General features: G+C 60.3%; 15 protein-coding genes and 4 pseudogenes. 12 read left to right on the top strand and 7 right to left on the bottom strand.

Features of this window, described 5'->3' with window-relative positions:
* The first annotated feature begins 8 nt into the window (after positions 1 to 8).
* On the top strand, positions 9 to 2,171 hold the full coding sequence (locus NO360_RS17695; RefSeq protein WP_256309171.1) for a copper-translocating P-type ATPase: 2,163 nt from the start codon (positions 9 to 11) through the stop codon (positions 2,169 to 2,171).
* A gap of 161 nt (positions 2,172 to 2,332) precedes the next feature.
* On the top strand, positions 2,333 to 3,589 hold the full coding sequence (locus NO360_RS17690; RefSeq protein ID WP_256309170.1) for an RNA-guided endonuclease InsQ/TnpB family protein: 1,257 nt from the start codon (positions 2,333 to 2,335) through the stop codon (positions 3,587 to 3,589).
* A 306-nt stretch (positions 3,590 to 3,895) separates the two neighbouring features.
* Here the strand turns inward: NO360_RS17690 and NO360_RS17685 are convergent, their stop codons facing one another.
* The gene (locus NO360_RS17685) at positions 3,896 to 4,783 is read right to left on the bottom strand and encodes a DUF8172 family protein (protein WP_256309169.1); all 888 of its coding nucleotides are present in this window, start codon (positions 4,781 to 4,783) and stop codon (positions 3,896 to 3,898) included.
* Positions 4,784 to 4,980: 197 nt separating this feature from the next.
* On the opposite strand from NO360_RS17685, the gene NO360_RS17680 reads away from it, so the two are divergent.
* The gene (locus NO360_RS17680) at positions 4,981 to 6,249 is read left to right on the top strand and encodes an RNA-guided endonuclease InsQ/TnpB family protein (protein ID WP_256309168.1); all 1,269 of its coding nucleotides are present in this window, start codon (positions 4,981 to 4,983) and stop codon (positions 6,247 to 6,249) included.
* Positions 6,250 to 6,474: 225 nt separating this feature from the next.
* Here the strand turns inward: NO360_RS17680 and NO360_RS17675 are convergent, their stop codons facing one another.
* The 6 genes and pseudogenes from NO360_RS17675 to NO360_RS17650 all read right to left on the bottom strand — a co-directional run bounded on the left by NO360_RS17675 (position 6,475) and on the right by NO360_RS17650 (position 9,334).
* Complete coding sequence (locus NO360_RS17675; RefSeq protein ID WP_256309055.1) at positions 6,475 to 7,587, bottom strand: transposase; 1,113 nt, start codon at positions 7,585 to 7,587, stop codon at positions 6,475 to 6,477.
* A 73-nt stretch (positions 7,588 to 7,660) separates the two neighbouring features.
* A pseudogene (locus NO360_RS17670) lies at positions 7,661 to 7,867 on the bottom strand (type II toxin-antitoxin system death-on-curing family toxin); the annotation flags it as partial.
* Positions 7,868 to 7,872: 5 nt separating this feature from the next.
* Positions 7,873 to 8,214 carry a type II toxin-antitoxin system PemK/MazF family toxin gene (locus NO360_RS17665; RefSeq protein WP_256309167.1) on the bottom strand — a complete coding sequence of 114 codons (342 nt, stop codon included), beginning with the start codon at positions 8,212 to 8,214 and terminating at the stop codon, positions 7,873 to 7,875.
* Entirely contained in the window at positions 8,211 to 8,570 is a 360-nt protein-coding gene (locus tag NO360_RS17660; protein WP_256309166.1) for a MarR family transcriptional regulator, read from the bottom strand. The genes NO360_RS17665 and NO360_RS17660 overlap by 4 nt, the downstream gene beginning before the upstream one ends.
* Positions 8,571 to 8,659: 89 nt before the next feature.
* Positions 8,660 to 9,044 (bottom strand): annotated as a pseudogene (locus NO360_RS17655) (DUF7558 family protein).
* Positions 9,044 to 9,334: a DUF8069 family protein gene (locus NO360_RS17650; protein ID WP_256309165.1), complete on the bottom strand. Its 291-nt coding sequence runs from the start codon at positions 9,332 to 9,334 to the stop codon at positions 9,044 to 9,046. Before NO360_RS17650 ends, NO360_RS17655 begins: the two are co-directional and overlap by 1 nt.
* 75 nt (positions 9,335 to 9,409) lie before the next feature.
* Between NO360_RS17650 and NO360_RS17645 the strand changes: the two genes are divergently transcribed.
* The 9 genes and pseudogenes from NO360_RS17645 to NO360_RS17605 all read left to right on the top strand — a co-directional run bounded on the left by NO360_RS17645 (position 9,410) and on the right by NO360_RS17605 (position 17,519).
* A complete protein-coding gene (locus NO360_RS17645; protein ID WP_256309164.1) occupies positions 9,410 to 12,646 on the top strand; it encodes a primase-like DNA-binding domain-containing protein in 3,237 nt (1,078 codons plus the stop codon).
* 351 nt (positions 12,647 to 12,997) lie between these two features.
* Positions 12,998 to 14,252: pseudogene (locus NO360_RS17640) on the top strand (phage NrS-1 polymerase family protein).
* A gap of 74 nt (positions 14,253 to 14,326) precedes the next feature.
* On the top strand, positions 14,327 to 14,764 hold the full coding sequence (locus NO360_RS17635) for a DUF8030 family protein (protein WP_256309163.1): 438 nt from the start codon (positions 14,327 to 14,329) through the stop codon (positions 14,762 to 14,764).
* Between the two features lie 220 nt (positions 14,765 to 14,984).
* Positions 14,985 to 15,275: a DUF8069 family protein gene (locus tag NO360_RS17630; protein ID WP_256309162.1), complete on the top strand. Its 291-nt coding sequence runs from the start codon at positions 14,985 to 14,987 to the stop codon at positions 15,273 to 15,275.
* A pseudogene (locus tag NO360_RS17625) lies at positions 15,275 to 15,650 on the top strand (DUF7558 family protein). Before NO360_RS17630 ends, NO360_RS17625 begins: the two are co-directional and overlap by 1 nt.
* A gap of 155 nt (positions 15,651 to 15,805) precedes the next feature.
* Positions 15,806 to 16,156: a DUF8105 family protein gene (locus NO360_RS17620; protein WP_256309161.1), complete on the top strand. Its 351-nt coding sequence runs from the start codon at positions 15,806 to 15,808 to the stop codon at positions 16,154 to 16,156.
* Positions 16,157 to 16,162: 6 nt separating this feature from the next.
* Positions 16,163 to 16,492, top strand: a complete 330-nt coding sequence (locus tag NO360_RS17615) for a DUF8158 family protein (RefSeq protein WP_256309160.1) — start codon at positions 16,163 to 16,165, stop codon at positions 16,490 to 16,492.
* 92 nt (positions 16,493 to 16,584) lie between these two features.
* Positions 16,585 to 16,953 carry a ribbon-helix-helix domain-containing protein gene (locus tag NO360_RS17610; protein WP_256309159.1) on the top strand — a complete coding sequence of 123 codons (369 nt, stop codon included), beginning with the start codon at positions 16,585 to 16,587 and terminating at the stop codon, positions 16,951 to 16,953.
* Positions 16,950 to 17,519 (top strand): hypothetical protein, encoded by a 570-nt coding sequence (locus NO360_RS17605; protein ID WP_256309158.1) that lies wholly within the window; start codon positions 16,950 to 16,952, stop codon positions 17,517 to 17,519. The genes NO360_RS17610 and NO360_RS17605 overlap by 4 nt, the downstream gene beginning before the upstream one ends.
* Positions 17,520 to 17,619 lie beyond the last annotated feature (100 nt).

The following is a 17,619-nucleotide window of genomic DNA, read 5'->3' as shown; positions in this document are numbered from 1 at the left end:
TATGACCTATGGACGACCACAAAGATACTACTGAGAAGTCCCAGGGAGGAGAGGGCCAGCAGGACACCAGCAGTCAGCAGCACGAACACGCTGGCCACGAGGGCGAAGGACACGGCCACGGTTCCCACGAGGGACACGGTGAGGGACATGGCGGGATGCACGAAGGCCACGAGCAGATGTTCCGCCGGCGTTTCTTCGTCTCGACACTCCTGTCGATTCCCGTCCTCCTGTACAGCGAAATGCTTCAGGAGTGGCTCGGGTTCTCCGTCCCGGCGTTCCCGGGGAGCGAGTGGATCAATCCCGTCTTCGCGGTCATCGTCTTCGCCTACGGTGGGGTTCCGTTCCTCCAGATGGCAGTGCCGGAGCTGAAAGACCGGGCACCGGGGATGATGACGCTCATCTCGATGGCCATCTCGGTCGCGTTCGTCTACAGTCTCGCGAGCGTGGTCTTCCCCACGCAGTCGGCGTTCTTCTGGGAGCTCGTGACGCTCATCGACATCATGCTGCTCGGGCACTGGATCGAGATGCGGTCGGTCCGGCGGGCCTCGAGCGCCGTCGACGAGCTGGCAAAACTGATGCCGGACACAGCGGAACGACTCACCGAAGACGGCGAGACCGAAGAGGTCCCTGTCAGTGAACTCTCGGAGGGGGACCTCGTGCTCGTCCGGCCGGGTGCGAGCGTGCCCGCCGACGGCGTCGTCGAGGAAGGCGATTCGGACGTCAACGAGTCGATGATCACGGGTGAGTCCAAGCCAGTCTCGAAGGAACCCGGCGACGAGGTCATCGGTGGGACGATCAACGGTGACGGCAGTCTCCGTGTCCGTGTCGGTGCGACAGGCGAGGAGACGACGCTTGCTGGCATCATGCGGCTCGTCGAGGAAGCTCAGCAGAGCAAGTCCAAGACGCAGGTGCTGGCCGACCGCGCGGCCGGCTGGCTGTTCTACGTCGCGCTCGGGGCGGCAGTCGTGACCGCAATCGCGTGGACGGTAGCGGTGTCGTTCGATGCGACCGTCATCGAGCGCGTCGTCACGGTGCTCGTCATCGCCTGCCCACACGCCCTTGGACTCGCCATCCCCCTCGTCGTCGCAATCAACACCTCCCTGGCGGCGCGCAACGGGATGCTCGTCCGCGACCGCATCGCGATGGAGGACGCACGGAAGCTGGACGCGATCATCTTCGACAAGACGGGGACGCTCACCGAAGGCGAGCACGGCGTCGTGGATATGGCGACCGTCGAGGGCGTCGACGAGGACGACGCGCTCGCGCTCGCGGCGGCCGTCGAAAGCGACTCCGAGCACATGATCGCGCGAGCCATCCGCGAGGCGGCTGACGAGCGCTATCTCAGCGCCCCTGATGCGGCCGACTTCGAGGCGATCAAAGGGCGAGGGGTTCGCGCGAACGTCGATGGGAGCGAGGTGTACGTCGGCGGTCCGAATCTGCTCTCACAGCTCGATAGCGAGGTTCCGGGCCACCTTCAGCGGTTCGCTGACGATGCGGGAGAGAACGCACAGACGGTGGTGTATCTCGTCCGTGATGGGGAGTTGATCGCCGCCTTCGCGATGGCCGATGTGATCCGCGAGGAGAGTTTCCGCGTCGTCGACGCCCTCCACGATCTGGGCATCGAGGTAGCGATGCTGACTGGGGACTCCCAAGACGTCGCCAACGCTGTCGCCGACGAACTAGGCATCGACACGGTGTTCGCGGAGGTCCTCCCGGAAGACAAGGACGAGAAGGTGCAGGAGCTCCAGGACCAAGGCAAGCTCGTGGGGATGGTCGGCGACGGCGTCAACGACGCGCCGGCGCTGACGCGGGCCGACGTCGGTATCGCGATCGGGAGCGGCACCGACGTCGCCGTCCAGTCGGCGGATGTCATCCTCGTTCAGAACAACCCGATGGACGTGGTGCGACTCGTAAAGCTCAGCAAGGCAAGCTACCGAAAGATGCAGGAGAATATCGTCTGGGCCGCCGGCTACAACGTGTTCGCGATTCCGCTCGCAGCAGGCGTCTTGGCACCGATCGGGATCCTGCTCTCCCCCGCTGTGGGTGCGCTCCTGATGTCGCTGAGTACGGTGATCGTCGCGATCAACGCCCAGCTGCTCCGCCGCGTGGACCTGTCCATCCCCGAGATTCCAACCGGGACACCAGCTACGGCGGTACAACCCGCTGACTGAAACGCTCTCGATCGCTTCGGAGGGCTTCTTTCAATTGAAGCGGTAGCGTGGAGTCGTCTTCCTCAAGGAGCGACCAACGGGAGCGAGTAGGGAGGGGAGGAGCACGTACGTTTTGGTTACAAACACGCATCTATAAGTATCCTCCAGTCTGCATTGAAAGAGTGGCAGACGACTACGTTCGTCGGACGGCAATCACTCGTCTCGAAGTTACGGACGAGCAATGCAACCTCCTCGAAGAGACCATCTCCGAGTGGAAGCGTGGGTGCCAACTCGCCACGGACATAGCGTGGGGCAAGTGCAACGCCAAAAGCGACATCCAACCCCTCGCCTACGACGACGTGCGCGAACACACCGACCTCGGGAGTCAGCACGCGATTCTCGCCACCCACCAAGCCGCCCAAGCCATCACCGGCTGTATCGAACGCCGGTCAAAAGGCAAGACGGTGAGCAAGCCCACCTTCACCGCACCGACCGTGAAATACGACACTCGGACAATGACACTGTTTGACGACGATACGGTGTCCCTCGCCACCACGGAGAGTCGCATCCGGTGTGATCTTGCTCTGCCTGACGCCGACGATGGCTACCAACAGCAGTACATCGACGCCGACGAATGGAGCGTCACGGAAAGCACCCTCACCGCCCGTGACGGCGACTACTTCTTGCATATTGGATTCCGCCGCCACAAGACCGACACCGAGCGGAACACCGCCGAGGACGGAACGGTCCTCGGGGTTGACCTCGGTATCGAAAACCTCGCCGTCACCAGCACTGCCTACTTCTTCAGTGGGCGAGAGTTAACACACGACCTCCGCGAGTTTGAGAAGGTGCGTGCCGGACTCCAACAGACCGGGACGCGAAGCGCCCACCGAACGCTCGAACAGTCGAGCGGCCGGGAACTTCGCTACGTCCGTGACGTACTCCACCGAGCGTCGAACGCGCTGATAAGCGAAGCACTCCGATACGACTGTGACATAATTGCATTCGAGGACCTGACCGACATCCGCGACCGAACGAATGCGTCGTGGGGTCACAAGTGGGCCTTCAGAACGCTCTACGAGCAAGTGGAGTACAAAGCCGAAGCGGAAGGAACCTCGGTGAAGGAAGTCGGGTCAGCGTACACGTCTCAGCGGTGCGCCGAGTGTGGGTTCACGGCAGACGAGAATCGTCCGACGAGAAATGACTTCCGATGCCTGAAGTGCGAGTCGGAAGCGAACGCGGACTACAACGCGGCGAAGAACATCGGGATGCGGTACGTCCGTCGAGGCCAACAGTCGTCTCGGCGGACGGGCGACAGTCAACTTGCCCTAAAGTCTGGGGCCGTGACGCCGAACGGCGAATTCACCGCCCACCCGCAAGGGTTCGAGGCCGAGCTCATGGACAAGCCCCGTCCTCAACGAGCGGGTCAGCGCGAGTAGGACGGGGTAGTTGACTTGAGTTCGGTTGGTGGACAGCAAATGGCGACACTGCGTAATTTCGGTGGGTATCGCTATGCGGTCACCGTTTCCACAGTTTTCAGCAGAGTGGTACGTGGTTCGGTATGAACAGACGCTTTCCCTGATGGGCTACATAGCTGCTCCAGCACTAGGTTTATACCGCTAGACGGATTTCTTTCCAGTATGAGCCTTGAAGAGACGGTTGACTATCTCGCCGAGGAACTTGACCTCGAGCGAAGTGAGCACGTCCGTGAGGTCGGTCAGTCGGTCGCCGAGCTTCGCGACTGATCAGAACATTTCTCTGAAGTCTCGTTCGACGAGTCCGTCCTCCAGATACGTGATGAACTCTTGTCTCGTTGGTCCTTGACGGTCGAGTAGATCGTCTCGTTCTGCTCGTTCGAGAACTGCCTGCGCGAAGTCCGTACAGTGGGATTCATGCTGCTCAGCGTACTTCGACAGGGCTTCTCGCCAGTGCATATCCAACTCGAACTCGGCTAATCGAATTTGGATCCTGTCTTTCCGTTCGACGAGGTCGACGTCCAACTCTTCGAGTTGCTTGAAACGGAGGTTGTTCCGGCGGACCGTGATGAGCCGCTTGGAATCAATGATGTAGGGATCGACCCACTCTCGCCAGGTGTCGTCGTCGACGTGCGTTCGTGGCATCTCAAAATCCGGGTCCACACTCTCAATACAGAACTGAAGCATCGCGATACCAGTCCGATGATTCGCATTCGGGAGGGAATGTCGGAGAATCAAATTCGACATCACTTCTCCAGCGACGTTCGGAAGTGGAGCTCCCCAGGATACGTGATCGAGTGCCTGCTGGATCTTTTGTGGTTCGAACTCCTTGTAGAGCCGAAACTCATCCTCATCTCGGACATCGACAGCAGCTTCGAGCAATTCCACTAACCGGAAGGCGACAACCTGCCCAGGACGGGAGAGGTCACGAATACGGTCGCTCAGCCATTCCTGATCGAAGTCAATATCTTGGGCTGATTCGATTTCTGAATCACCTTCGTAGAGCACATAGACCGGAGCTTCGAAGGGGTACCCGATGAGCTTTGTCGACTCGTCGGATTGCTCTCGCTGAGACCGGATCTCTGCTACCGATGCCGAGCTATATTTGAGTGAGAAATTCTCGGCCTGTGGGTGATGATAGAAGACGAGCCGAGCCATCTTCATGCGTATTCGTGGGAAGTGGGTAAAGCAGTCCCGCTTTTATGCGAGATGCAAGGCTAAAACCCCGTCCTTCAGGGCGGGGATACAGCCGACAACTCCTCCACTAACCACGTTCCATGACACTGCTGGATATTCCACGCCCAATCGTTGCCTTTAATATACAATCTCCCATAACTGGTTATGAACACAGTCCGATGCTGGAGACAACTCGCACCTATCGGGCGAAAATCGTTAACCACCAACAGGTGAGTGACGACCTCAACCAGTGCGGGTTCTCCGCGTCGAAACTGTGGAATGTCGCCCGATACTACACGCAAGGCCGATGGGATGAAGACGGGGAAATCCCCGACGACGGCGAACTCAAATCCGAACTCAAGGAACACGAACGATACAGTGACCTACATTCTCAGTCAAGTCAGCGAGTTCTTGAAGAGCTTGCTGAGTCGTTCACCAGTTGGTACAAAGCACGCCAACGCGGAGACGAGGACGCCAACCCACCGGGCTATCGCAAACACGGCGACGAACACCCGCGCTCCACCGTGACGTGGAAGCAGAAAGGCATCAAGCACGACACGAAGCACAACCAACTTCGTCTAAGCAAGGGATTCAACCTAAAGAACCACCGCTCGGACTTCATCCTCTGTGAGTACAAAACACGACCAGACGTGACTGTGGAGAACATCCAGCAGGTTCGCGCCGTCTGGAACGGCGACCGCTGGGAACTGCACCTCGTCTGTAAGGTCGAAATTCCCGTCGAGGACGCACCGGGAGACAACACGGCGGGGATCGACCTCGGCATCAAGAACTACCTCGCGATCGCTTACGACAACGGTGACGCCGAGTTGTATCCGGGGAACGTGCTGAAGCAGGACAAGCACTACTTCACTCGTGACGAGTACGACACAGAGGGCGAGAACGGCCCGTCACACCGTGCGCTTCGCGCCCGACAGAAACTCTCGCGTCGGAAAGACCACTTCCTGCACTCGCTCGCCAAGCACGTTGTAGAGCGGTGCATCGGCCACGAAGTTGGTCGTATTGCCATCGGTGACTTGAGCGATATTCATGAAGACGAGAACGGAGAGTCACGGGACTGGGGTCGAAGCGGGAACAAGAAACTCCACGGGTGGGAGTTTGACCGCTTCACGACGCTCTTGGAGTACAAAGCAGAGGAACACGGAATCCTTGTTGACCGTGTTTCCGAGAGAGATACGTCGAAGACGTGTTCGTGCTGTGGACGGAAGCGTGACGCCAACCGTGTGGAACGTGGCCTGTACGTCTGTGAATCGTGCTGTGCAACGATGAACGCGGACGTGAATGGTGCGGTGAATATTCGCAGAAAGATAACTCAGAATCCCCCAACGGAGGATATGAGTAACGGTCGTTTGGCACGGCCAGTAGCCTACCTGTTCAACCAAACCTCTGGGTCGTTCCGCCCGAGGGAACAGGTGGGTTGCGAACCGTAATATCCCAACGCTCGGGAATCCTCGCCCTTCACAGTAGTTGCCGAATCAGATTCTGCTCCGCGCTGAGAAAGCCGTTGAGATCGGAGATCTCGCCGTCGTGTCGAATTGCGCTATGACAGATTCTCTGAGAGAGCGAGGGAGCGCCGCGCCAGCGGCGCTCCCGAGCGATGCCTCTCCACAACAGGGCGCACTCACCGGTCATCCCGGTCGGACTCGAATGCGTATTCAGCCGTAGTCTGTTGAGAGAACGAATCTACGGAAGATTCGTGTTGAGATCGGCGGTGTCTTTGGAACTGTGTCAGCTGAAGCTAACACGTTGGCTAGCACCCAGAGATTGTACAGCGAAACCGCGAACAGAAAGTAGAACAATCGCACCGAGAACGTCGGCGACGACGTTCTCGGAAGAAAGTCACCGATCTGTCGATACGAGGTCTCGATGCCCCAGCGGCGGCGGAACGCCGCCGCGTACGCCTTCGCTGTCGCCGGATCTACATCTAAGCTTGTTACGAACCAGACGTGCTCGTCTTCGATTGTGCGGTGCGGAACTGCGAAGACTGTGACGTCTACCGACGCAGTTGGTTTTCGCTTTCGTCGCATCGTGTACTCGTCGGTGACCGTCTCAGCGCCGGCGCTGAGACGGCCTTTCATTCCGCTACTCGGTCGCGCACGAACGATGTAGTCAACACCCAACTGCTCTAACTCCGCAACGACGTGGACCTGGTAGAATCCACGGTCGAGGTAGACGTGCCGAATTGAGACGTACTCACGCGCAGTTTCGAGTAAGGAGCGAACGGCTTCGCGCTTGGCGCGAAAGCCGTTCGCGTCCATCGGCAGCACAGCAAGCGTGAACCGAGTGCGAGGTGCAACGATACACAGCGTTGCGAAGCAAAACGCTCTGTTCGTTCCTAAATCAGGATACGTCGTTATCACGTGGTCAGTGTCGGCTGATCCGTAGAAGCGCCACTCGTGAAGATCGATGGCAACATCGACGAAATCGGGGAGTCGCCGCTGTGATCGGAGGACTTCGAATAATCGATCCTGGACGCCATCGAACTGATCGTCGATAGCGTCCGTCGAAAGATTTCGCAGGTGGTACAACAGCGATTTAGCGAGAGGGTTCCGAGTTGTGGCTGTGAGGTCCACTTGCTCGTCACGGTCAAGTTGGAGCGTTTTGCCACCCGTGTTTGCGAACTCGTGATCGAAGGCGATACGAGAGAGGATTTCCTCGAAATCCTCTCTCGTGTACTCACCGCACGATTTGACACCAAAATCCAGCTCCGAGAATAGCAACGTCGAAGCAGCACGACAGACTTGTTTCACCTCTGTTGTCTGTACCATCTTTCGACCAACGCAGCCCAGCGTGAAGAATCTCAGTTAGGTTCGGCAACTACTGTTCAGGGCGGGGAGGATGTCAACGGTTGCGACGAGCGCAGGTCCGGAAGTAGATGACTGCAGTCTCTGTGTCGACTGCGGCTTCGTCAGCTGCGAAGCGGTGCAAGAGGGCCCGAATTTCATCACCGTAGTCGAACGTGTACCCGTTCAGCATATAGAAAACGACCACCGTTCGGAGCGCTGTTCGTTTGTTTCCGTCGACGAATGGATGCTCCGCAACGAGCAGTCACCTCAAGACGATATGTAGTCGATCAATTGGCTCGCCACATCCTCAGTTCGTTCGTCGATGAGAGAGGTCAGATAGTGCTCTACGTTCGCAGCACTGTTGAGGGTCGCGAGCGACCACGGGAGGACGTGACTTCGTTCTCCGAGTGGGTCACCCTCGTAGTCGTCGTCTCGGAGTGTAAGTGCCTCCTCGTGATAGGTCTTCGTGGAGAGCAGGACCGTGATGAGTTGGGTACCGTGGTTCGGGAGTTGAGGCGCTCCCAGCACAAGCATCGGGCGACCTTTCTCCGAGAGTGGGTCGGTCGCCCACACGATGTCACCGCGTTCCAGTTCCTCGAACGCAGTCACTGTACGTCTTCCATCTCGTCGGTTTGGAGGTCCTCAAGACGCTCCTCCCCGTATTGTTCGTCTGCAGTCTCGTAGTGTCGGTGTAGCCGGTAGGCAGATTGGAGCCGTTCCTCATCGTCCGTGATCGCCCAGTATGGGCGCTTGTGCCGCACGAGACCTCGTTCCTTCAATCGCGAGAGAATCGCACTGACGGCGTCTGTATCCAGCCCTAGGTGCTCGGCGATCGTTGTCGCCTTCCACGCTCGATCGTCATTCTTGTCGAGGAACAGCACGATCCGCTCGGTATCATTCCGTTCCTCGAATTCGTCGGCGTCAGCGTTTTCGAACTCGTCGATATCGATGGTGCCGCTCGACATAGACTAGTGTTGGGACTGTTGGAAAATAGTTGTTTGGTATGTTTGTTACTGTGGACGGGTGTTTCCGTGCCCAGAAATGCGGGAGGGGGTCACTCCGCTGGCGTTGCGACGAGATGTTCCTCGAGGTCGCGCGTCCAGTACGTCGCGAGCCCGCCTGGACTACACCGCTCGCACAGTTGCAACGGCCCCTCGAGATGGCTAACCTACACGCGGAATCGCGTGAGCTGGGCGGGACCGAAGGTCCCGCTAGAAGCCGGCGTGAAACGCCGGCGACGCTGCGAGCGCGTCGACGACGAGCCCACACCCGTCGCAAGCGTGCTGGTCGTGCTTGTCGGGGTCTGGCCGTGTCTGGATGGCACAGTCGAAACAGATCGGGTGAGTGACCCGCTCGTCCTGGCCCCAGGTGTGGGCCTCGCCAGTCTCGGTGCCAGGAGGGGCGTCGCAGAAGGCACAGCCAACGAGCGTTTGCTGCATCACTCACCTTCCACGTCGGCGTCGCGAGCGGCCGTCCAGACCCGGTGGTAGACGGCTAGCTGCGTCGGTGAGTCGAACGCGGTGCCGCTCGGCTCGTGAACCAGAACGCGGTCCTCGGGAACTGGAGTGACGACGTCCGCGTCGATGAGGTCGTCGACCAAGCGACGGGCTGTGGCATCGTCGACGTCCGCCGTGTCGACCCTGGCGGCGTCGTGGTCTTGGGCGAGCAACCCTTTCTCGAACTGTTCGTAGTCGGCACTCGTGTCGTCGTGGATATCGGGAGTAGCCATAGGTCGTTCACCGCGAACATTCGAGTAGTCGGGATTCCATCCGGTAGTGACGGTCACGATGATCTCGATGAGCGGATGCAATCACTTGTTCCGGTATTCGACCCGCTTGACGGGCCGTACTATGAGGTTGCTGCCGAACGGGTACGCGACAACGGCTTGCGGGAAGCCACGAAAGACCGGAACGCACGAGCGGCGCTGCAGCGGATCTTGGATCGTGAGATCACGACTGGCCGTGGAAAGACCCGACCGGAGTTCGTCCTGAGCGGCCGAGAACTCGCGCACTTCGTCCTCGTCCCCTCCTCGGAACAGCTTACTGTCGAGGGGACACGTGGGACGCGTGCGGAACAGCAGAGTCGGAATCCGTTGCCCCGTCCTCATCAGGACCTCATGCGTGAGTTCCGAGACGGGATGGCAATCGGGTATGCTCTCGACGACACCGGCGAGGCCGAAGACGTGCCGACACATATCCCGCCCCGACTGTTGCCCACTCATTACGGCCGGTTCGGAACAACCGGCTCTGGGAAGTCGAAAGCCCTGATCAACGATCTGCTGTCGCTGTACGACAACACCGAGGGGCCGACGATCTTCATCAATCCAAAAAACGACAACATGGTCCAGAACTACATGCGGGCTCACGCGCGTCGGTTTGGAATGACCGACCTCGAAGAGAACGTCGTCTACTTCCCGGTACCAGACGTCCTCCCCGGGTTCTCGTTTTTCGATCTCGAACCGTCGATGGAGAGCGGACGGCGCCGCGAAGACGCCGTCCAACGGAAGGCCGACCACTACGAAGAGATTTTGAAGCTCGTGATGGGAACCGATCGTTACGAGCGGGCAACTGTGGCCCCGACCCTCATCAAGACACTCATCAAGGCACTGTTCGACGAGGAATACGGGCGTGAGAACGGGCAGTACCGAGCGTCGACTGACTACTTCGCCCACCGACAGCTGGAACACGCCGTTGACCAGCTCTGGGAGGCCGGACCACCGAACGAGAACATCGGCGACGCCCCACGGTCGAGCAGCGAGGAAGTCACACGGACGATCCGGCGACAACTCCAGTTAGATTCGAACACCTTCGGGAACGTGATGGGCGGTGTCGGAAACCGTCTCGCCTATATTTCACAGGATACGCACCTGCGTCAGATCTTCAATAATACCGAGAACCAGTTCGACTTCCGGGATCTCCTCGGCGAGGATACAGTCATCCTCTTCGACCTCGGAGACCTCCGCGACGATGCTGCCCGGATTATGACCGGTGTGATCCTGACCAATCTCGATGCAGCTCTCAAAGATCGCAAACAGGCGCTCTCCCAGCACCCGGACGACTACGTCGTGAACTTGCTCGTCGACGAGGCAGCGTCGGTCGTGGTCTCCGACATCATGAACGATCTCCTCGAGAAGGGCCGGGGATTCCGGCTCTCTGTTGGCCTGTCGATGCAGTTCCCCGAACAGATGGAGGCTGAAGGTGGGCGGAAGATCTACCTGAACGCTCTGAACAACATCGGTAGTTCGCTCATCGGGAAAATCAACGTCGACCGGGAACTGGCACGAGCGATGGCCCACGAAGAAATGGACCCCGCGGATTTCGCCAATCGAATTCGTTCGTTGCCGCGCGGAGAGTGGATCGCCAGCCTGCCAAGCCCGACGTTCGGTGAAACGGGGCCGTATCCGTTCAGTCTCGAACCACTCCCGATTCCACCGGGCCACCCCGAAAGCGAATCCCCACTCACAGCGCGTGAAGAGGAGCAGTTCACTGAGACGCTCTCCTCGATGCACGAGCACATCAGTGACGAACACGGCGTGCCGGCCGCAACAGACGCCTCAACAACGAGAACACCGACCGACGGACACGAGGTGCTCGATATCGGGAGCGACGACCTGGACGTCGCGATTGCGAACGTAGTTCGGAGTCTGCAGCTTCGAGAGGGCTGCCGCGAGGAGAACGGCTGGGTGGCCGTTGAAGCAGTTGACGACGAACTCAGACGGCTCTTCGACGACGTCGACGCCGAGCCGCCATCGTATGATGCACTCGCAGACATCCGAGAACGATCACGATACCTGGATACGACCGTCGATATCGACGCCGACGAGCTCCGCATCCGGCTCACTGAAGCCGGAGAAGCAGTCGCGACACCCGATACTGGTGGCGTGCAGGCCGCTGGTGGAAGTGCTCACGACGCAGCACTCCGCCAGATCGAAGAAGAGCTCACCGCACTCGGCTTCACTGTCTCGATCCTCGCACAGGATGGCAGCGAGAAACCTGACGCGAGGGCGAGCCACCCCGACGTTGACGACCGATTCGCCATCGAAGTCGAAACGACGACACCCGAGAATCCCGCGAAAGTGCTCACGAATCTCCGGAAGGCCCAAGAAGCAGGGGATATCCCGCTGTTTGTCGTTCGACCAGGAACAGACGAAACTGAGTGGGCCGAGCGTGTCGACGGCATTCTCACACCACCCGTCCGTACCCTCCAGAATGGTGAGACACGGTTCTACACGACTGACTCGAATCTCACGTTCAACGGTGGAGCGACCGAAGAAGGTGGAGTGACGGCCGTGCGACCGGCGACCGGGGACGAGAACGGGACCCAGAATATCTGGCAGCGTGATGGCGACGAGATCGTCCTTCGTGATGCCAGCGGGACGGAACACATACGCCTCCCGTCGCTTGGAAAACTCTCGAAAGATCGTGTTCCGGCCATCTACAGCTACGATCACGCTGCCGACGAGTACGTGGTATACGAGCACGGTGAGCAACACATCTACGAGACGAAATCGGCGTTCGAGGACGACTGGGTGCGTGTCAAGAAACCATTCGTCCCCGAAGCCGAAATCCCCGTACCAGACTACACACGTTCGACGTACGGCATCGTCATCCTTCACGATGAGGCGGAATCGGTCGTGTATGAAGACGGTGAGAAGCGGCCACTCTCGACAATCACTGACGGGGCACTCCGTCCCGCATCGTCGGAATCATCGGCTGCTGACGAACCACTTAGTCAGACCGACCAGGCCAATGAGCCGGTCGAAGAGAAGCAAGAAGACCCATCGCCACCGTCGTTCGAATCGTTCGTCGACGAATATCTTGTCGAAGACGCGGATGGAGCCGTGCCGAAAGATGACGTATTCGGCCTTTACAACGACTGGGCAGAGGCGCATGACATCGACGATCCGCTGAATAAGAGCTGGTTCACACGGAAGCTCAACACCCATATCGAGGTGGACTCCACGAAGAAGCGAATCGACGGGGAACCCGTCCGGCATTACACTGGTGTCCGCATTCGCTCTGAGGAGGACTTTCAGCCATGAAACGGACGTACACAGTCCAATTCCCGATTTTATCGCGAGTTCTCGGGAGCTGTTCCACCCAGATAGAATCATGACCCCATCCGCTCAAATTCGTAGGTCGGAAACCACCAGACGGCGGCATGTTCCACCCAAATACCCAATGGGTGGAACACCAACGAACCGAGCGAAATGGGTGGAACACGCTCACGTCCAGCGGTTTGCAACCAGCGATAGTGAGTGTTCCACCCAACAACCAACTAGGATAGAACGGGGGGTCCCCGTTGGGACCAAGGGATTGGATCGCGACGTACAGCAGAGAGAGTTCTGTGCTGGCTCAGAGCCAGTGAGAGCCATGCGAGGTGCTACGTGAGGATGAGTGAGCCTATGATCGACAAGCCGGAGGCGATTCCGGAGACGCTACGCGAACGGGACCAGTGGGTGTGCTGGCGCGAAGAGAAGCGAGACGGCAAGCCAACGAAGATTCCGGTGACGCCAGGGGCTGGGGGGTTCGCGTCAGCAACCGAGTCGGAGACCTGGGCGAGTTTCGAGGCAGCACGTGACTACACCGAGACAGAGCACGCCGATGGCATCGGGTTCGTGTTTACTGACGACGATCCCATCGTCGGCGTGGATCTGGACGACTGCCGCGATCCTGAAACCGGCGACGCCGACGACGTCGCGCTGGACATCATCGCACGACTCGACTCCTATACGGAGGTGTCACCGTCCGGTACTGGCTATCACGTCCTGATTACCGGCGAACTCCCCGACGGGCGGAACCGTCGCGGGAGCGTCGAACTGTACGACACGGCACGCTTTTTCACCGTTACTGGCGACCACGTCGAGCGGACCCCGACGCGCGTTGCACGCCGACAGGACGCGCTCACAGCGATTCACCGCGAGTACGTCCAGGAACACCGAGCGTGACACAGCATCCGAGTCCGAACAGCGTGGTGGCGCTAACGACCGGGCACCGATGACCGATGCTGTCGACGTTGACGTCGACCTCGACGACGAGGACCTCCTGGAGAAGGCACGGAATGCGTCGAACGGCGAGAAGTTCGAGCGGCTCTGGAACGGGAACACAGCCGGCTACGACAGCCAGTCCGAGGCCGACATGGCGCTGTGCTGTCTGCTGGCGTTCTGGACCGGCGGCGACCGGACGCAGATGGAGCAGCTGTTCCGGCAGTCAGGATTGCTTCGGGAGAAGTGGGACGAGGTCCACTACGCTGATGGGTCGACGTACGGCGAGAAGACCATCGAACGAGCGATTGCGACTACTTCCGAGTTCTACGACCCGAACGCCGGCGACGATACCGCGGACGACACCCGCGACGGATCGTCTCCGGACGTCGGCGCTGCTGACTCGGAGCGGAGTCGCGCGTATCTCGCCGAGAAGAATCGGATATTGAGCGAGCGTGTCGACGAACTCGAGGCGACACTAGCGGAGAAAACCAAGCGGATCGACGCTCTCGAAGCGGAGATCGAGCGACTCACTGACGAACTCGCCACCCGTGGCCAGGAGGAGGAGTCCCAGGGCGGGCACGTCTCTACTGCGAGTGAGAACGGTGCTGAGTCAGGGCCATCCTCTATGTTGAGTCGGTTATTCGGCGGTCGGTCCGAGTAGCGTCGCGACAGCAACGGCACGTCTGTCGCCCCCACCAGGGGGTGGCGGGGCACATCACGTGCCCCCGATAAACGATGGCTTCGGAACATACGACCCAGACGCAGACGGTACAGCAAGCAGCAACCAACTCCGACGGGGAGGCTCCGTGGGCGGACCTCGAGGTGGCAATCCCAAGCGATCGGGATCACGCGTCGCTCGTCGCGCTTGTTGAGTGTGCCCTCGTCGAACTGACTCACGAACAGGTGGGGGCAGTCGTCGTTGCCCAGCAGGTGTGGGGGACGAAACGCACGCAGTACGTCGCCGTCGACGACGTCGGCCAGCATTTCCAGAAGGGACACTTCGACAGTCGGCTTGGGTGGAACGAGACTACCGTCCCTCGAAAGATCGTTCGCGACGAACTCATCACCCAGCTCACTCGATCGGCATCCCCGCCGGCGGATACGCGAGAGGCAGCAGCAAGCGAGCCAGACACGTTCACCGTGAAGCCAGTTCGAGAACTCCAGACTCCATAGCCACACTCTTAACCAACACCCTGGACCAGTCCTGGCGCAGTGTTGGTTAACGACGTTGCCAGAATTCATGCCCTCAACCCCCGCCAACCGCCCTGTTCCTCCACGACGTTGCCGTTATCGGCTATCGCGATCCGCACCCGGACTGACACTACCCCGCTGTAGCTGTTTATCAGCGTCGCGAGCCGTGCAGCGCGCGACTATGAGCGCTGCGTGACCCATTATGGCTGGTCCCGACCCTCACGACAACACGAGTCGCGACCACGAACAGTTCGAGAAGGAACAGCTCGCCCAGGACCGCGACGCCGCTGGCGTCGACACGGCGGACGTCGACGACACGACCGCCCGTCGCCTGGTCGACGATCTCATCAACGTGGACGTCGTCACACCCGTTCCCGAGGATCGCGTCCTCGTTCACGAGCCGAGCGGTACCGCGTTCGACTCGACGACGCAACTGGCTGTCTTCCACCGTGGCTGGACGGCCGGCCGTGACGCCGACGCGGAGGGCGAGTGATGCAGCAGACGCTCACGGGGTGTGCGTTCTGCGACGCCCCGCCCGGTACCGAAGCTGGCGAGGCGCATACCTGGGGCGAAGATGAACGGGACACCCATCCCATCTGCGTCGACTGCGCGATCCAGACGGAACCAGATCCCGACGAGCGCGATCACTACGCCTGCGACGGCTGTGGGCTCGTCGTCGACGCGCTCACGGCGTCGCCGACGTTTCACGCCGGCTTCTAGCGGGACCTTCGGTCCCGCCCAGCTCACGCGGTTTCGGGTCGAACTGGGGCATCTCGAAGGGCCGTTGCAGCTGTGCGCTCGCTGTAGCCCGGGCGGGCTTGCGACGTACTGGACGAGCGATCTCGAGGCGCACATCGTCTCTGACTGACCCGCCGAGCGGTCGTCGACGCGAGTGGAACGCCCTCACTGCGGTAGGTCCACAGCTGCCCGTGGCTACACTATCCCACGGCCCCAACAGCGCTGTTTGTGTCGCTGTCCCGTCGCTCCGCTATCTTCAACAGACGGGCGCTCCTCGGGATTACTATGGACTGCCCCGCGTGCGGGTCCCCCGTCACCCTCGAGGTCGGACCCGACCGGCCGCTTTCGACGTCGCTGTCCGACGCAGTCCTTGCAGCGGAAGAGGACGAGCATATCGGGGTGACCCGAGACTGTTGGGACTGTGGCTGGCACGAAACGCGGGCGCTTCGCGTCGCATCGATCGACACGACCGCAGGCGACGAGACTGCCGTCGAGCGAGCCGCACTCATCGACGGGATTACCGATGAACTCGCGTCGATCGAGAGTGTGGACACGCTCGAGGAGACGCTGGCTGCAATCCGCCGGCAACGAGCAACCGACCCGGCGAGGAAAGATACGGACGACGCGACGGAGTGACTTGCAATGCCTGATGCTGAGCCCCGCTATAACGTTCGTGAGCAAACCGGGAATCCCGAGCACGCATCGGTCGACGACGTGGTCGACCTCGTGATCCACCGAGCGCAGAACCCGCGAGCCGAGCACGAGGATGCGCATTTCGACAGGACGATGGCGACCGTTATTGATACCTACGGGACCGATCCCGTCCGCACAGTCATTCACCGGATCCTCGTCGACGACGAGCCGTTTCGGACCGCCACGAACGGCCTTGAGATGCGCAACGCCGACGGCGTTCGGATCGGGACCGCTGCCAGCTGGTTCCTCGAGGAGCTGAACGAACAGGATGACGGCTGAGACTGGCGGGACGGCCCCGTCAGGGCCCGATGTGCAAGCTCTGTGCATACGCCGAAACGGTTATCACTCTATGTGCAGAACGTGCACATAGAATGAGCGCTAGTGATGATCCGCGACGGGTCCATTTCCAGTCGCCGGAGTATCTCGTCGACCGGCTGGATGCGATCGCGGAGCTCTTCGACAAGGATCGGACGGATCTGCTTGTCGAGGCGATTCGTGAGTACATCGAAGACACCGCCGATAGCGAGACGTTCCAGGAACTCGTCGCGACGAAGTACTACGACGACCAGCTTGCGTTCGAGACGGTCAAGCAGCTGGTCGGCGCCGAGACTGCCCAGCGCCTCCGGCTTCTCAAAGCGGATCTCGAGGATGAACCACTCGATCTTGCTGCCCCCGACGACGTCGACGTCTACGATGGCGACGCGACGGCGGTCGATACCGCAGCCGACGACGAGCAATGAGCGGCCGGCGACTGCGGACGGTCGTCGCCGACACTAGTGCGCTCGTCAGTCTCGCGGTTCCCAGAGCCGATGCGGCTGTCGACACTGACACTCCGGACCCGTTTCAGTATCTACTCACGTCGTGTGATGTATTCGTACCACCAGAAGTGGTCGCGGAACTCCGTGACATCACGCAGTACCAGGACATCCACGCCGCGGCTGCGAACAACGTCCTCGCGGCCCGTAGCTACTACACGGTTGAAGACCCCTACGAGCGCGAAGAGACACCGGACTCCCGACCGACGTTCGGGCTCGACGACGGCGAAACCGACGGGATCGTCCTTGCAAACGCGCTCGGGGTCGATGGGTTTCTCACCGACGAGTTCGGCGGGACGAACTTCCCACTCATCCACGCCGTACTGCAGGGGCCGCGGATCGTCCCGACGCCGCGGCTCATCGTCGACTACGCTCGGAACGGGCATCTGAGTCACGAGGAAGCTCGAACGCTGATCACGACGATTAGCCCGCATCGGAGCTGGGAGAATAGTCCCTACGTCACGCAGTTGCTCCAGCGCCTCGACGCGTGAATATCCCAACCGCGATACGGGAAGCCCCGCCGCCATCGGGCGAAGCCCGGCTGCCTGAGGGACGTAGTCCCTCTCCGTGAACGGCGGGGAGGATGTCACC

It is taken from the genome of Halobellus litoreus (genome assembly GCF_024464595.1).
Taxonomy (GTDB): Archaea; Halobacteriota; Halobacteria; order Halobacteriales; family Haloferacaceae; genus Haloquadratum; species Haloquadratum litoreum.
Note: the sequence above shows the minus strand (reverse complement) of the source record. Positions and strands in the feature narration are given on the sequence as shown.